The organism is Streptomyces sp. NPDC088812, assembly GCF_044750285.1.
Taxonomy (GTDB): domain Bacteria; phylum Actinomycetota; class Actinomycetes; order Streptomycetales; family Streptomycetaceae; genus Streptomyces.
The window spans coordinates 293,081-305,771 of sequence record NZ_JBIVJP010000005.1 but is presented as its reverse complement, the minus strand read 5'-3'; the positions used below and the strand labels follow the sequence as shown (position 1 = coordinate 305,771).

13 protein-coding genes are annotated in these 12,691 nt (G+C 72.3%); 3 read left to right on the top strand and 10 right to left on the bottom strand.

Translation table 11 applies throughout. The features are described 5' to 3' along the window. Positions 1-278: 278 nt before the first annotated feature. The 5 genes from cbiE to ACIP67_RS11600 form a co-directional block, all read right to left on the bottom strand. Positions 279-1,496 (bottom strand): precorrin-6y C5,15-methyltransferase (decarboxylating) subunit CbiE, encoded by a 1,218-nt coding sequence (gene cbiE, locus ACIP67_RS11620; protein ID WP_401690811.1) that lies wholly within the window; start codon positions 1,494-1,496, stop codon positions 279-281. 94 nt (positions 1,497-1,590) lie between these two features. After that, complete coding sequence (locus ACIP67_RS11615) at positions 1,591-2,229, bottom strand: GNAT family N-acetyltransferase (protein WP_401690809.1); 639 nt, start codon at positions 2,227-2,229, stop codon at positions 1,591-1,593. A gap of 215 nt (positions 2,230-2,444) precedes the next feature. Beyond that, entirely contained in the window at positions 2,445-3,272 is an 828-nt protein-coding gene (locus ACIP67_RS11610) for a MetQ/NlpA family ABC transporter substrate-binding protein (RefSeq protein WP_401690807.1), read from the bottom strand. Between the two features lie 66 nt (positions 3,273-3,338). Beyond that, positions 3,339-4,076, bottom strand: coding sequence for a methionine ABC transporter permease (locus ACIP67_RS11605; RefSeq protein ID WP_401690805.1), 738 nt, complete (start codon positions 4,074-4,076; stop codon positions 3,339-3,341). Then, positions 4,073-5,116, bottom strand: coding sequence for a methionine ABC transporter ATP-binding protein (locus ACIP67_RS11600; RefSeq protein WP_401690803.1), 1,044 nt, complete (start codon positions 5,114-5,116; stop codon positions 4,073-4,075). Before ACIP67_RS11600 ends, ACIP67_RS11605 begins: the two co-directional genes overlap by 4 nt. 574 nt (positions 5,117-5,690) lie before the next feature. Between ACIP67_RS11600 and ACIP67_RS11595 the strand changes: the two genes are divergently transcribed. Together ACIP67_RS11595 and ACIP67_RS11590 are read left to right on the top strand one after the other, a co-directional pair. After that, positions 5,691-6,050 carry a hypothetical protein gene (locus ACIP67_RS11595; RefSeq protein WP_401690801.1) on the top strand — a complete coding sequence of 120 codons (360 nt, stop codon included), beginning with the start codon at positions 5,691-5,693 and terminating at the stop codon, positions 6,048-6,050. 1 nt (position 6,051) lies between these two features. Beyond that, positions 6,052-6,468, top strand: coding sequence for a hypothetical protein (locus tag ACIP67_RS11590; RefSeq protein WP_401690799.1), 417 nt, complete (start codon positions 6,052-6,054; stop codon positions 6,466-6,468). On the opposite strand, the gene ACIP67_RS11585 is transcribed toward ACIP67_RS11590, so the two are convergent. The 3 genes from ACIP67_RS11585 to ACIP67_RS11575 all read right to left on the bottom strand — a co-directional run bounded on the left by ACIP67_RS11585 (position 6,458) and on the right by ACIP67_RS11575 (position 8,805). Further along, positions 6,458-6,955 (bottom strand): GNAT family N-acetyltransferase, encoded by a 498-nt coding sequence (locus tag ACIP67_RS11585; RefSeq protein WP_401690797.1) that lies wholly within the window; start codon positions 6,953-6,955, stop codon positions 6,458-6,460. The genes ACIP67_RS11590 and ACIP67_RS11585 overlap by 11 nt on opposite strands. A gap of 45 nt (positions 6,956-7,000) precedes the next feature. Beyond that, entirely contained in the window at positions 7,001-7,510 is a 510-nt protein-coding gene (locus tag ACIP67_RS11580; protein ID WP_401690795.1) for a sigma-70 family RNA polymerase sigma factor, read from the bottom strand. A gap of 68 nt (positions 7,511-7,578) precedes the next feature. Continuing rightward, entirely contained in the window at positions 7,579-8,805 is a 1,227-nt protein-coding gene (locus ACIP67_RS11575) for a glycerophosphodiester phosphodiesterase (RefSeq protein WP_401690793.1), read from the bottom strand. A gap of 823 nt (positions 8,806-9,628) precedes the next feature. Between ACIP67_RS11575 and ACIP67_RS11570 the strand changes: the two genes are divergently transcribed. After that, a complete protein-coding gene (locus tag ACIP67_RS11570; protein WP_401690996.1) occupies positions 9,629-10,300 on the top strand; it encodes a lysophospholipid acyltransferase family protein in 672 nt (223 codons plus the stop codon). A gap of 216 nt (positions 10,301-10,516) precedes the next feature. On the opposite strand, the gene ACIP67_RS11565 is transcribed toward ACIP67_RS11570, so the two are convergent. Both ACIP67_RS11565 and ACIP67_RS11560 read right to left on the bottom strand, forming a co-directional pair. Continuing rightward, entirely contained in the window at positions 10,517-12,040 is a 1,524-nt protein-coding gene (locus ACIP67_RS11565) for an MFS transporter (protein ID WP_401690791.1), read from the bottom strand. Then, positions 12,037-12,603, bottom strand: coding sequence for a TetR/AcrR family transcriptional regulator (locus tag ACIP67_RS11560; protein ID WP_401690789.1), 567 nt, complete (start codon positions 12,601-12,603; stop codon positions 12,037-12,039). Before ACIP67_RS11560 ends, ACIP67_RS11565 begins: the two co-directional genes overlap by 4 nt. Between the last annotated feature and the right edge of the window lie 88 nt (positions 12,604-12,691).

The window sequence follows — 12,691 nt, the reverse complement described above, 5'->3', positions numbered from 1 at the left end:
GCCCAGCGGCACGAACGACCCGCCCGCAAAAGACGACAAAGCCATTCAGTGGCATTGTCCCGGCCCTCGTCGCGCCACGACAGGTTGATCCGCGACGCTCCGTTGTGGACTGCGCCACGTTGCGCGCCCTCCGGTTTCGCCCTACCACACACATCCCAAAACGGATGCGTTTTCCGGACATTGACCGACGAAGCGCCGGGCGAACGGATGCGGTACGACGATCGGCCAGCCTACCGCGCGCGGTACGACAACAGGATCACGGGGAGGGGGAGACCGGGTCAGGCGGAACGGTCGGGGAGCACCCCGCTGAGCAGGAACGCGACGCTCCGCTCCGTCTCCGTCCAGTCCCGCGTGTCGAGTTCGACGGACTGGAGGAGGGCGCACTCGACGCGGTAGCCGTGCTGGGTCAGCTCGCGGCCGACGAGTTCGGCGGCGTCCCGGGTGAGGGCGTGGGTGACGATGCGCTGCGGACGCCGGTCGGCGACCGCGGAGACCACCGCCGCTCCCCCGCCGCCGACGCGGACGACGTCCGGTTCGGGCAGGTTCTCCAGGACGTGCGGGGCGGTGCCGCGGACGATCTGGAGGTGGACGCCGTGGCGGCGCCCGGAGGCGTCGGTGCGGGCGCAGGCCTCCAGGTCGCGGTCGACGGCCAGGACGGCCGCGCCCGCCCGTGCGGCGTCGGTCGCGAAGGCGCCGCTGCCGCAGCCGATGTCCCAGACGAGGTCGCCCACGCGCGGGCCGAGACGGGCGAGTTGCGCCGCGCGGAGCAGTTCCGACTCGCCCTCGCCGAGGGCGCCGCCGTGGGCTTCGGCGGGCAGGGCCCAGCCGCGCGGGCCGGTGCCCGGGTCGCGGCCGGCGATCCAGCCGCCCTCGGCGCCGGCCGCCGGGGCGGTGGGCCCTCCGATGACGATGACGACGTTGGGGTCGCGCCAGGTGTGGTCGGCGGCCTTGTCGGAGGTGACGACGGCGACCCGTTCGCGGTCGGTGCCGAGTTCCTCGCAGACGACGAAGGTGCGGTGGACGCCCTCCAGGAGCAGGCCCAGTTCGGCGGGGCCGGCGCCGGGTGAGGTGAGGACGGCGACCTTGGGGTGGGCGCGGCACACGTTCACCGCGCGGCGCAGGGTGCGCCGGTGGGCGACGACCACCTGGGCGTCGTCCCAGGGCATGCCGGCGCGGGCGAAGGCGGCGGCGACAGAGGAGACGGCCGGGACGACCTCGACCTCCAGGCCGAACTCGGGGGCGCGCAGGGTGCGGACGACACCGAAGAAGCCGGGGTCGCCGTCGGCGAGGACGACCGCGGTGCCGCGGTGGGCGGCGATGCGGCGGGCGGCGAGGGCGACGCTGCCGAGGCGGATGCGTTCGGCGGCGGGCGGCACTTCGGGCAGCGCCAGGTGGTGGGCGGCGCCGGCCACGAGCGTGGCGGCACCCAGCGCGGAGTTGGCCGCGGCGGTCAGCGGCGAGCCGTCCCAGCCGATCACCGTGACGCGGTCGGCCATCGTCGTCAGTCTCCCGGAAGTCTACGCAGGCGGCGGGCTCCGTGAGAGTACCTGGTCGGGTGGGCCCGGGCGGCGGCGGTGGGGTGGCGGGAGGTCAGTTCCAGTCGGCGTAGGACGTGAAGCCGCCGTCGTCCGCGAGCCGCTCCCCGGCGCCGTCCAGGTCCTCGGGGAGCAGGCTCCAGACGATGAAGTCGGTGCGCACCTCGGTCCAGGTACCGTCCTCGGCGCGGGCGCGCGCTATGCAGGCGTTGCGCAGGACGCCCTCGCTGATGCAGCCGATCTTCTGCGCGACCTGCTGGGAGGCGGTGTTGTCGGCGGCCGTGCGCAGTTCGATGCGCTCGAACTTCTGGTCGGTGAACAGCCATTGCGCGGTGGCGAGCGCCGCCTCGGAGGCGTAGCCCTCGCCGCGCGCCCAGGGGGCGATGATGTAGGACAGTTCGGTGGAGCGGACGTGCCAGTTCGTTTTTCCGAGCTGGATGACGCCGACGAGCCGCTGGGTGAGGAACTCGGTGACGGCGAGGTCGAGGCCGCGTCCGGCGGTGCGTTCGGCGGGGGCGTACTCGGTGATCCAGGTGCGGGCTCCGGCCTCGGTGAAGGGCTGGGGAACCGCGGTCCAGGCCGTGACCTGTTCGTCGTTCATCATCTCGGCCAGGGCGGGCACGTCGTCCTCGTCGAGGGGACGCAGCACCAACCGCTCCGTGCTGATGGAGATGGTGGGGAAGGTGCTCGTCATGCGCCGCTCCGTAACCTTCGAAACCGTCGGGGCCCGGCCTGTCCGACCGTCAGGCCTGCTGAACTGCCCAGCATGCAGCATGAAAGCACCGGGACGCACCACGGGGTCCACTCCCTGTGAAGGGGCGGACCCCGTGAGTGCGCGCGGACGCCGTGAGCGCGCAGGGGGAGCCGGCCGGAAGCGGCCGGGTGTGGCCTCGCGGCGGTGACGGTTCCTCAGAAGGAGGCGATGACGGAGCCGGCGTACTTGTCCTCGATGAACTTCTTGACCTCGTCGGAGGTCAGGAGCTTGGCGAGCTTCTTGACGCGCGGGTCGTCCTCGTTGCCCTCCTTGACGGCGAGGAAGTTGCCGTAGGGGTTGTCCTTGGCGGACTCCAGGACGAGGGCGTCCTCGGCGGGCTTGAGGTCGGCCTCGATGGCGTAGTTGCCGTTGATGACGGCGGCGTCCACGTCGTCCAGGGAGCGCGGGGTCTGGGCCGCCTCCAGCTCCTTGAACTTCAGGCTCTTGGGGTTCTTGGTGATGTCCGCGGGAGTGGCCGAGGTGCCCGCGCCGTCCTTGAGGGTGATGATCCCGTTCGCGGCGAGCAGCTTCAGCGCGCGTGCCTCGTTGACGGTGTCGTTGGGGACGGCGACGGTCGCACCGCTCTTCAGGTCGTCGACGCTCTTGACCGTGCTGGAGTAGAGGCCGAGCGGCTCCAGGTGGACCGTGACGACGGGCACGATGTGGGTGCCGTTCTTCTTGTTGAAGTCGTCGAGGTACGGCTGGTTCTGGAAGTAGTTCGCGCCCACGGAGCCGTCCTCGGTCGCCGTGTTCGGCGTGACGTAGTCGGTGAACTCCTTGACCTCCAGGTCGAGGCCGGCCTTCTCGGCCAGGTTCTCCTTGACGTAGTCGAGGATCTCGGCGTGCGGGACCGGGCTCGCGGCGACGATCAGCGGGCCGCTGGTGTCGGAGGCGGAGTCCTTGTCCGAGCCGCAGGCGGTGAGTCCGAGGGTGAGGGCTCCGGCGGCGAGGACGGCGGTGGTGATCTTGGCGGTGTTACGCACGAAAAGTGCCTTTCCTGAGGGTGATGCGACCCCGCTGCGGGTGTGCGGGGAATCCTGGTGGACGGGTCAGGCGGCGTTGCCGATGTCGGCGGCCGCCGGCTCCTTGACCTTGAGGAGCCGCAGCTTGGGGGCGGGGCCCGAGCGGCCGCCGCGGCGGTGCAGGGAGCGGGCCGCGTAGTCGCCGGCGAACTGGATGAGCGAGATGACGACGGCGAGGATCGCGACGGTGATCCACATCAGTTCGGTCTCGAAGCGCTGGTAGCCGTAGCGGATGGCGATGTCGCCGAGGCCGCCGGCGCCGACCGTGCCGGCCATCGCGGAGTAGCCGATGAGGGCGACGATCGTGGTGGTGGTGCTGGCGATCAGCGAGGGCAGGGCCTCCGGTACGAGGACCTTGCGCACGATCGTCCAGGTGTTGCCGCCCATCGACTGCACGGCCTCGACGAGGCCGCCGTCCACCTCGCGCACGGCCGTCTCGACCAGCCGGGCGAAGAACGGGATGGCGCCGATGGCGAGCGGCACGATGGCGGCCTCGCGGCCGATGGTGGTGCCGGTGATCGAGCGGGTGAAGCCCATCAGGGCGACCATCAGGATGATGAACGGCATGGAGCGGGCGATGTTCACGACCTGCCCGATCACCTTGTTGGCGACGACGTTCTGCAACAGGCCGCCGCGGTCGGTGAGGACGAGGAGGACGCCGAGCGGGAGGCCGCCGACGACGGCGATGAGGGTGGACCAGCCCACCATGTAGAGGGTGTCCCAACACGCCTGTGCGAGCAGGGGCTGCATCTCGGACCAGGTCACTTGGCACCGTCCTTCACCAGCGGGGACTTCTCGTGCGAAGCGCCCAGTACGTCGATCTGGAGTCCCTGTTCGCGCAGGAAGCCGACCGGTACGACGTTGTCCTCGTAGCGGCCCGGCAGTTCGATGCGCATCCGGCCGACCTGGAGGCCGCCGACGGTGTCGATGGCGGCACCCAGGATCGAGATGTCGATGTTGTAGGTGCGCGCGAGCTGGGAGATGACCGGCTGGGTCGCGGACTCGCCGTGGAAGGTGACGTCGATGACGGTGCGGCCCTCGCCGGCGGCCTCGCCGCTCACCGGGAAGAGCGCGGCGGCGAGCTCCGAGCCCGGCGTCGCGAGCAGCTCGCTGACCGTGCCGGACTCCACCACGCGGCCCTGTTCCATGAGCGCGGCCGAGTCGCAGATGCTCTTGACCACGTCCATCTCGTGCGTGATGAGCAGGACGGTCAGGCCCAGCTGCCGGTTCAGGTCGCGCAGCAGCGTCAGGATCGAGCGGGTGGTCTCCGGGTCGAGGGCGCTGGTGGCCTCGTCGGAGAGGAGGACCTTGGGGTCGCCGGCCAGGGCGCGGGCGATGCCGACGCGCTGCTTCTGGCCGCCGGAGAGCTGGGCGGGGTAGGCCTTGGCCTTGTCGGCGAGGCCGACCAGGTCGAGCAGTTCGAGGGCCTTGCGGGAGCGCTCCCGGCCCGACCTGCCGAGGATCTCCAGGGGCAGCTCGACGTTGTCCTGCACGGTCCGCGTGGACAGCAGGTTGAAGTGCTGGAAGACCATGCCGATGCGGCTGCGCGCCTGGCGGAGCTCGCGGCCGGCGCGCGGTCCGCGGCCGGCGAGGGCGGTGAGGTCCTGTCCGTCGACGGTGACCGTCCCGGAGGTGGGGCGCTCGAGCAGGTTGATGCAGCGGATGAGCGAGGACTTGCCGGCGCCGGACTGGCCGATGACGCCGTAGACCTCGCCTTCGCGGACGTGCAGGTCGACGCCGTCGAGGGCGGTGACCTCACGGCCGCGTGAGCGGTAGACCTTCGTAAGGCCCGATGTGGTGATCACTGGTTTTCCGTCACTGTCGAGTGCGCGGGCGTGGGTGTGCCCGGGCACGGAGGCGATTCGGTCAGGGACGCGGCACGGTCCTCGCGGTGGCGATCGAACCGGGGGAGAACAGGTGCGCTGGGGCGCGGCTCGGGACGCGTACGGCTCACGGCGTACCGATGTGCCACGGCGGCTCGCTTCGGGGCGCGAACCCGGGGTGGTGCAGGGGCCCTCTAAAAGGCGCACATTCGACCCGTACAACGAGCACCGGGCGTCGGGGTCGCCTCGGTCGCAAGGGTGCGGCTGCTCGTGGTGGTCATGCGATCAGTAAACCAGACGTACGGTCCTGACAGGGCCCGATCGTCCGCATCATGGACGGCCGCGGACGTGCCCCGGACACCCGCGGAGATCTCCCGTCCCGCCGTTGACCAGGAAGGACAGGACTGACAGCTCTTTCACAGCGGGGCGGCGCCAGGTCGCGGGCCCAGTGGGCTGTGGCCAACGCCACGGTCCTCGCGCCGAGGGCGCGGGCGGCGCGGCGGCGGGGTCCGGGGCCGACCACGGGGGGCCGGTCACGCCGTAATAAAGTCGCTGCATGCTTGATGTCCTGACGCTGGTGACCGGTGTCGCCGCGCTGCTGCTGGCCGCCTGGTGCGGCTGGGCGGCCTACCGTGATCAGCCCACGAAGGACTGGCACTTCATCGGGATGGCCCTGGTCTCGGTCCTGGCGCTGGCGCAGCTGGTGATCGGGATCGTGCAGTTGGCGCGGGGCGAGGAACCGGCACAGGGCACGACGATCTTCGTGGCCTATCTGCTGGGGGCGTTCGCGTGCGTGCCGGCGGCGGGGTTCATGTCGCTGGCCGAGCGGACCCGGTGGGGTTCGGTGACGGTCGCGGCCGGCGCCGTCGTGCTCGCCGTGCTGGAGGTGCGGCTCTATGACATCTGGGGAGGCTGAGATGGCGGCCGTTCAGGAGAAGCCGGCGCGGCTCATCGGCGGGCCGGGGCTGGTGCTGGTGTGGTTCTACGGCGTGATGGTGGTCGGGGCCGTGTCGCGGTCGGCGTACCAGATCGCCACGGAGTTCGACCGGGCGCCGCTGGCGTACTCGCTGTCCGCGCTGGCCGGGATCGTGTACGGCTTCATCACGTACTCGCTGGTGCGGGGCGGGGAGACGGCGCGGAGGGCGGCGCAGGTGTGCTGCGCCGCCGAACTCGCGGGGGTGCTGGTGGTCGGGACGTGGACGCTGGTGGAGCCGTCGGCCTTCCCCGACTCGACCGTGTGGTCGGACTACGGGATGGGGTACGTGTTCATCCCGGTGCTGCTGCCGTTGACGGCGCTGTACTGGCTGCGCAGGTCGCGCACGGTCACGCCGTAGCCACGTACGTCCCGGCCGCCTTCTCCAGGACGATCATCGGTACGCCGTCGGTGCCCTGGGAGGTGCCGACCGTCTCGTAGCCGACGCGGCGGTAGAGGCGGAGGTTGCCCTCGCTGCGGTGGCCGGTGAAGAGGCGGAACCGGGTGGCGCCGCGCTCCTCGGCGAGGGCGGACTCGGCGGCGCGCAGCAACCGGGCGCCGATGCCGTGCCCCTGGAGGCGGGGGTGGACGCAGAGCTTGCCGATGGCGGCGGCGCCGTCCTCGGTGAGGGAGCCGCGGACCGAGCCGACGACCTCGTCGCCCAGCCGCGCCACGTAGACGCAGTCGGAGGCGAGCTCCTGGCGGACCGAGTCGAGGGTCTGGACGAGGGGGGCGATGCGGTAGTTGCCGTAGAGGGCCGCCTCGCTCTGGAAACACAGGTACTGCAACCTGAAGATCTGCTCGGCATCCTGCTCGGTCGCCACCGAGATGGTCACGCTCATGCCCATGTGCGCACGCCTCCCGCTCACCTGATCGCTCGTGGTCCTTCACTCCTATCCCCGCACTTCGCGGGCCGCAACCTCCGGTGCGAGCAGACGCCGCAGACATCCCAGACATCTGGAACGTTCCGGTCCGAGGCTGCCCTGTGAGATACCCAACTCCCCCGCGATCTCCCGGTACGTGAGGTCCCGCGGCGACAGCAGCGCCTGGAGGAGCCGGGGGCAGCGGCCGGGCAGCCGGCGCACGGCGTCGCGCAGGGCGCGGCGGCGGGCGGCGGCGAGGGCGAGGTGCTCGGGGTCGTGTGCGTGGTCGTCGGCGGGTTCGGTCGCGTAGGGCCGTTCCCGGCGGGTGGTGCGGCGGGCGCGGCGGGACTCGGCGCGGACGGCACCGCGCAGCCAGCGCTGCGGGTCGAGGGGCGGACGGCCGTCGGTGGCGAGGTGTTCCAGCAGGCGCAGCCAGACCGCCTGTTCGAGGTCGGCGGGCTCGGTTCCGGTGGCGTGCGCCTCGGCGGATGCCTCCGCGGTGAGCAGCGGGCGCAGGGCGGCGAGCAGGTCGTGCGTCATGTGCGGCACGACGCGGCCGCCCTGGCCGGGGTTGCCCGGGCGGCCGGTTCGTCACCCCAACGGGTCGGTCAGCCGTTGACGTGGTCCTCGCGGGCCAGCAGGCCGGTGTCGGGCTGGTCGGTGAAGACGCCGTCGATGCCGGTGGCGAAGTACGCCCGGTAGGCGCCGAAGACGTCGCCGTAGGCGTCCGCGTCGGTGCCCTTGCGGAACTCCGCGGGCAGGAAGGGGTTCTCGTTGCGCAGGGTGTAGGGGTGCAGGATCAGGCCGGCCGCGTGGGCGTCCTTCACCAGGGTGGTCGCGGTGGTGAGGCGGCCGTTCGCGTCCCTCGGGATCACCAGGTCGAGGGTGGGGCCGATGCCCTGGGCGTACCCGGCGATCTCGCGCAGGCCCTTGCGGGTGACGAGGTCGGCGACGGTGCGCGGGTCGCCGGTCTCGACGAAGTCCCAGGGGCGGGTGGCGGCGGTGGAGAGGAGGACGACGAGGGGGTTGTCGACCAGCTTGTTCAGGCGCTGGATGCTGGTCGGTTCGAAGGACTGGAGGACGACGGGCGCGTTCCTGTCGTCCTTGCCCTCCCGGCGCAGCAGCTTGGCGACCCGCTCCTCCAGGCCCAGGCCCAGCTTGCGGAAGTAGGTGGGGTGCTTGAGCTCGGGGTAGATCCAGACCTGCTTGCCGCGCTCCCGGGTCTGCTCGTCCTGCCAGGCCAGGACCTCCTCGAAGGTGGGGATCTCCCAGCGGCCGTCGTAGAGGGTGTTGTGCGGGCGGTTGGCCGGGATGCGTTCGGTCGCGCGCAGGGTCTTCAGCTCGGCGAGCGTGAAGTCCTCGGTGAACCAGCCGGTCGTGGAGACGCCGTCGAGGACCTTGGTGGTCTTCCGGTCGGCGAACTCGGGGTGGTCGGCGACGTCCGTGGTGCCGCCGATCTCCGGCTCGTGGCGGCAGACGAGGTGGCCGTCCTTGGTGGGGACGAGGTCGCCGGCCTCGACGATGTCGGCGCCGAGGTCGAGGGCGAGCTGGTAGGAGCCGAGGGTGTGCTCGGGCCGGTAGCCGCTGGCCCCCCGGTGCCCGATGATCGTCGGCACGGGCAGGCTCTTCAGGCCCTTGCCGCTGCCGGCGGCGCCGGCGGTGCCGGTCCGGGTCCCGGCGGCCCGGGCGGTGCCGGTCAGGCCGAGCGCCGTGCCGCCGGCCCCGAGGACGGCGGCCGCTCCGAGGAACGCCCGCCGTCCGGTTCCGCTCGCCCGGTCGTTCGACTCCGGCGCGTGCTGCGACTTCCGCGACTCCTGCGACTCGTGCGTTCCCATGGGGCCTCCCTGCCGTCGGCTCGTGTCGTGCGCGCAGATCGTAGGGGGCTCCACATGACCGAAGGGAGGCTCCGGCCCGAACGGGCGAGTGACGGGAGATGGCCGGTTTCCGACGCTGTCGTGACGGTCCGTCGGTTCGGCCCGGCGGGGCGGGGTAGCCGCTCGGTGTCGGCCGGAGCGGGCCGGGGCCGGCCGGCCCGGGCCGCGGTGGCGCTCGCCGGCGTACGGCGTCGAGCGCTTCCGCGCCGGTGGCACGGCGGGCCGCGCACGCCGGGCGGCGGGCCGCGCACGCCGGGCGGCGGGCCGCAGCGGGTGGGGCGGCCGTGGCGGGCTCCGGTGGCCGTGGCGGGCTCCGGTGGCCGTGGCGGGTTCCGGGTGACCGCACCGGATTCCCGGTGGCCGCACCGGATTCCCCCGTGGCCGCACCGGATTCCGGGTGACCGTGCCAGGTGGCGGGTGACCGTGCCAGGTGGCGGGTGACCGTGCCAGGTGGCGGGTGACCGTGCCAGGTGGCGGGTGGCCGTGCCAGGTGGCGGGTGACCGTGCCAGGTGGCGGGTGGCCGTGCCGGGTGGCGGGTGGCCGTGCCGGGCCCGGTGGAGTGAGGGCCACGACGGTCCGCGTCGCCCGGGACCGCCTCGGCCGCGACATCCGTCACACCGGTCCGACCGTGTGACGGGCCCGTGACGGGGCGTCCGTTCAGGTAAACGTACGTCAACAGTACGTAAGACCTCGGTGAACCCGATGTGCGGTTCCAGGGGCGCCGCGAGTATCGTCCTCACCTGCACAGACTCATACCGCTATCCCTTGACATCGGAGGGCTCGTTGTCCCGCTTCGCGCTCATCAAGGCAGTGCTCGGACCGATCATGCGCCTGATGTTCCGCCCCCGTGTGGAAGGCGCGGAGCACATCCCGGGGGACGGTCCCGTCATCCTGGCCGGCAACCACCTCACCTTCATCGACTCGATGATCCTGCCGCTCGTCTGCGACCGTCAGGTCTTCTTCATCGGCAAGGACGAGTACGTCACCGGCAAGGGCCTCAAGGGGCGGCTGATGGCGTGGTTCTTCACCGGCGTCGGCATGATCCCGGTGGACCGGGACGGCGGCCGCGGCGGGGTGGCCGCGCTGACGACCGGCCGACGGGTGCTGGAGGAGGGCAGGATCTTCGGCATCTACCCCGAGGGCACCCGGTCGCCCGACGGACGCCTGTACCGCGGCCGCACGGGCATCGCCCGGCTGACGCTGATGACCGGGGCGCCCGTCGTCCCCTTCGCGATGATCGGCACGGACAAGCTCCAGCCGGGCGGTGCCGGGATGCCCCGGCCGGGGCGGGTCACCGTCCGCTTCGGTGAGGCGATGGAGTTCTCCCGCTACGAGGGCATGGACCGTGACCGCTACGTGCTGCGGGCGGTGACCGACTCGGTGATGACCGAGGTCATGCGGCTGTCCGGGCAGGAGTACGTGGACATGTACGCCACCAAGGCGAAGGCGGCGTAGGCCTCCGGCGGCCGGGCGCCGCCTCGGCCCGGCCGCCTCGGGCCCGCCGCCTCCGGCGGGTGCGAGCGTTTCCGGCGGGTGCGAGCGTTTCCGGCGGGTGCGAGCGTTTCCGGCGGATGCGAGCGTTTCCGGCGGGTGCGGGTGTCTCCGGCGGGTGCGGGCGCGTGGTGTTCGTGCGTGTCCGCGCGCCGCTCGGCACGAGACCTCCGCGCCCCTTCAGGGCCGGCTCTCCAGCCGCGCGTTCCGCAGCAGGAACCATGCCGCGACCGCCGTGACCAGCAGGACCACCGCGCCCAGGCCGGCGGCGACGGAGAGTCCGTCGACGAACGCCTCGCGCGCCGAGGTCAGCATCTCCCGGGCCCCGGCCGCCGGCATCGCCGTCGCCGCCTCCACCGCGCCGCCCAGTGACTCGTGGGCCGACTCGGGGGTGCCCGCCGGTGCGGTGAAGCCCCGGTAGACGCCCGTCACGATCGAGCCGAGCGCGGCGATGCCCAGGGCGGCGCCCAGCTCGTACGCCGTCTCGGACACCGCGGAGGCCGCGCCCGCCTGTTCCTTGGGGACCGAGGACAGGATCACGTCGGCGGTCACCGTGAACGAGAAGCCGGCGCCCAGGCCGACGACCAGGAGGGCGCCTCCCAGCAGCGGGTAGCCCGTGGACCGTTCCAGGACGGTCAGCGCGGCCAGGGCCAGCCCCACGGCCGCCAGACCGCCGGAGACCACCGCGCGGACCGAGAACCGGCGCGCCGCCCGGCCCGCCACCAGACCGGCGGCCACCGCGCCGATCGCCGCGGGCAGTTCGGCCAGACCCGCCTCCAACGGGCCCCGTCCCTGGACGAGTTGGAGGTACTGGGAGAGGAAGAAGACCAGGCCGGACAGTCCGAGCACGGTCAGCAGATCGGCCAGGACGGCTCCGCTGAAGCCCCGGTTGCGGAACAGCCGCACGTCCAGCAGCGGGGCCGGCAGGGTGAGCTGGCGGCGCACGAAGCCGTACAGGGCGGCCGCGCCGAGCGCGCCGACCGCGAGGGCGTCCCAGGTGGGGCCGTGGGCGGCCGCCTCCTTGACCGCGTAGACCACGCCGATCACGCCGGCCAGCGACAGGACGACGCTGGGCAGGTCCCAGGGGCCGGGGTCGGGGTTCTTCGACTCCGGCAGGAGCTTGCTGCCGACGAGGACCAGGACGACCATCACGGGCAGGTTGATCAGGAAGACCGAGCCCCACCAGAAGTGCTCCAGCAGGAAGCCGCCCGCGATGGGGCCGACGGCCGTGCCGGCGGAGGCGGTGGCGCCCCAGATGCCGACGGCGAGGCTGCGCTCGCGCGGGTCGTGGAAGAGGTTGCGGATCAGGGCGAGGGTGGCGGGCATCAGGGTCGCGCCGGCGACCCCGAGCAGCGCCCGGGCCGCGATCATCGTCTCCGGTGTCGCGGCGTAGGCGTTCAGGACGGATATCAGGCCGAACGCCGTGGCGCCGCCGAGCAGGATGCGCTTGCGGCCGATGCGGTCGCCCAGGCTGCCCATCGAGACGAGCAGGCCCGCGATGACGAAGGAGTAGACGTCGCCGATCCAGAGGAGCTGGGTGCCGGTGGGCTGGAGGTCCTCGCTGATGTAGGGGGTCGCGAGACCGAGGACGGTCGCGTCGACGGCCACCAGCAGCACGGCGAGCACGAGGACGGAGAGCGCGAGCCAGCGGCCCGGACGCCTCACCTCCGCCGTCGTTCCGGCCGGCTGCAGGGTGCTGGTCATGGTTCCTCTCTCCGTGGTGCGGGGTGGCGCAGTGCGCCGCCGAGCAGCAGTTCGGTGATCATGTGGTGGAAGTCCTTGGCGGCGACCTTGCCGCTCAGCACGACCCAGGCGCCGGAGGCGATGAGGCCGTAGAGGGCCTCGGTGAGCCAGGCCGGGGTGAGGTCGATGCGGAACTCGCCGTTCTGCTGGCCGCGCCGGAACAGGGCGGCGATCCGCGCGTCGAGCCGGTCCCAGCCCTCGTTCTGTCCCTCACCCTCGAACAGCTGGCTCTCGGTGTAGAGGAAGGACAGCAGTCCGGCCGCGGGTTCGAGCTCGCGGACGAGGCGGCTGACGGCGTCGCGCGCCGGGCCGTCGTCGAGCCGGGCCGCGTCCAGCGCGGCCTCGCACTCCGCGATGCCCAGCGCCTCCAGCGCCCGCACGAGCGCGTCCCGCCCGGCGAAGTGGCGGTGCAGGGTGGCGCGGCTGATCCCGGCGGCCCTGGCGACCTCGTCCATGGTCGCGGTGGATCTGCGGGTCAGCAGGGCGGCTGCGCTGCGCAGCACGTGGTCTCGGTCGACAGCCATGAGACGAGAGTAGCCCATCTGAGACACGATTGTCTCACCATGGGCATGCGAGTCTCAGGAAGGGGGTGGGAGAAGGGGTGTGCCCGGG

Excerpts from the sequence above, each read along its gene's own strand:
- cbiE (WP_401690811.1), bottom strand. The coding sequence starts at position 1,496 with ATGGCCGACCGCGTCACGGTGATCGGCTGGGACGGCTCGCCGCTGACC.
- ACIP67_RS11615 (WP_401690809.1), bottom strand. The coding sequence starts at position 2,229 with ATGACGAGCACCTTCCCCACCATCTCCATCAGCACGGAGCGGTTGGTG.
- ACIP67_RS11595 (WP_401690801.1), top strand. The coding sequence starts at position 5,691 with ATGCTTGATGTCCTGACGCTGGTGACCGGTGTCGCCGCGCTGCTGCTG.
- ACIP67_RS11590 (WP_401690799.1), top strand. The coding sequence starts at position 6,052 with ATGGCGGCCGTTCAGGAGAAGCCGGCGCGGCTCATCGGCGGGCCGGGG.
- ACIP67_RS11585 (WP_401690797.1), bottom strand. The coding sequence starts at position 6,955 with ATGGGCATGAGCGTGACCATCTCGGTGGCGACCGAGCAGGATGCCGAG.
- ACIP67_RS11580 (WP_401690795.1), bottom strand. The coding sequence starts at position 7,510 with ATGACGCACGACCTGCTCGCCGCCCTGCGCCCGCTGCTCACCGCGGAG.
- ACIP67_RS11575 (WP_401690793.1), bottom strand. The coding sequence starts at position 8,805 with ATGGGAACGCACGAGTCGCAGGAGTCGCGGAAGTCGCAGCACGCGCCG.
- ACIP67_RS11565 (WP_401690791.1), bottom strand. The coding sequence starts at position 12,040 with ATGACCAGCACCCTGCAGCCGGCCGGAACGACGGCGGAGGTGAGGCGT.
- ACIP67_RS11560 (WP_401690789.1), bottom strand. The coding sequence starts at position 12,603 with ATGGCTGTCGACCGAGACCACGTGCTGCGCAGCGCAGCCGCCCTGCTG.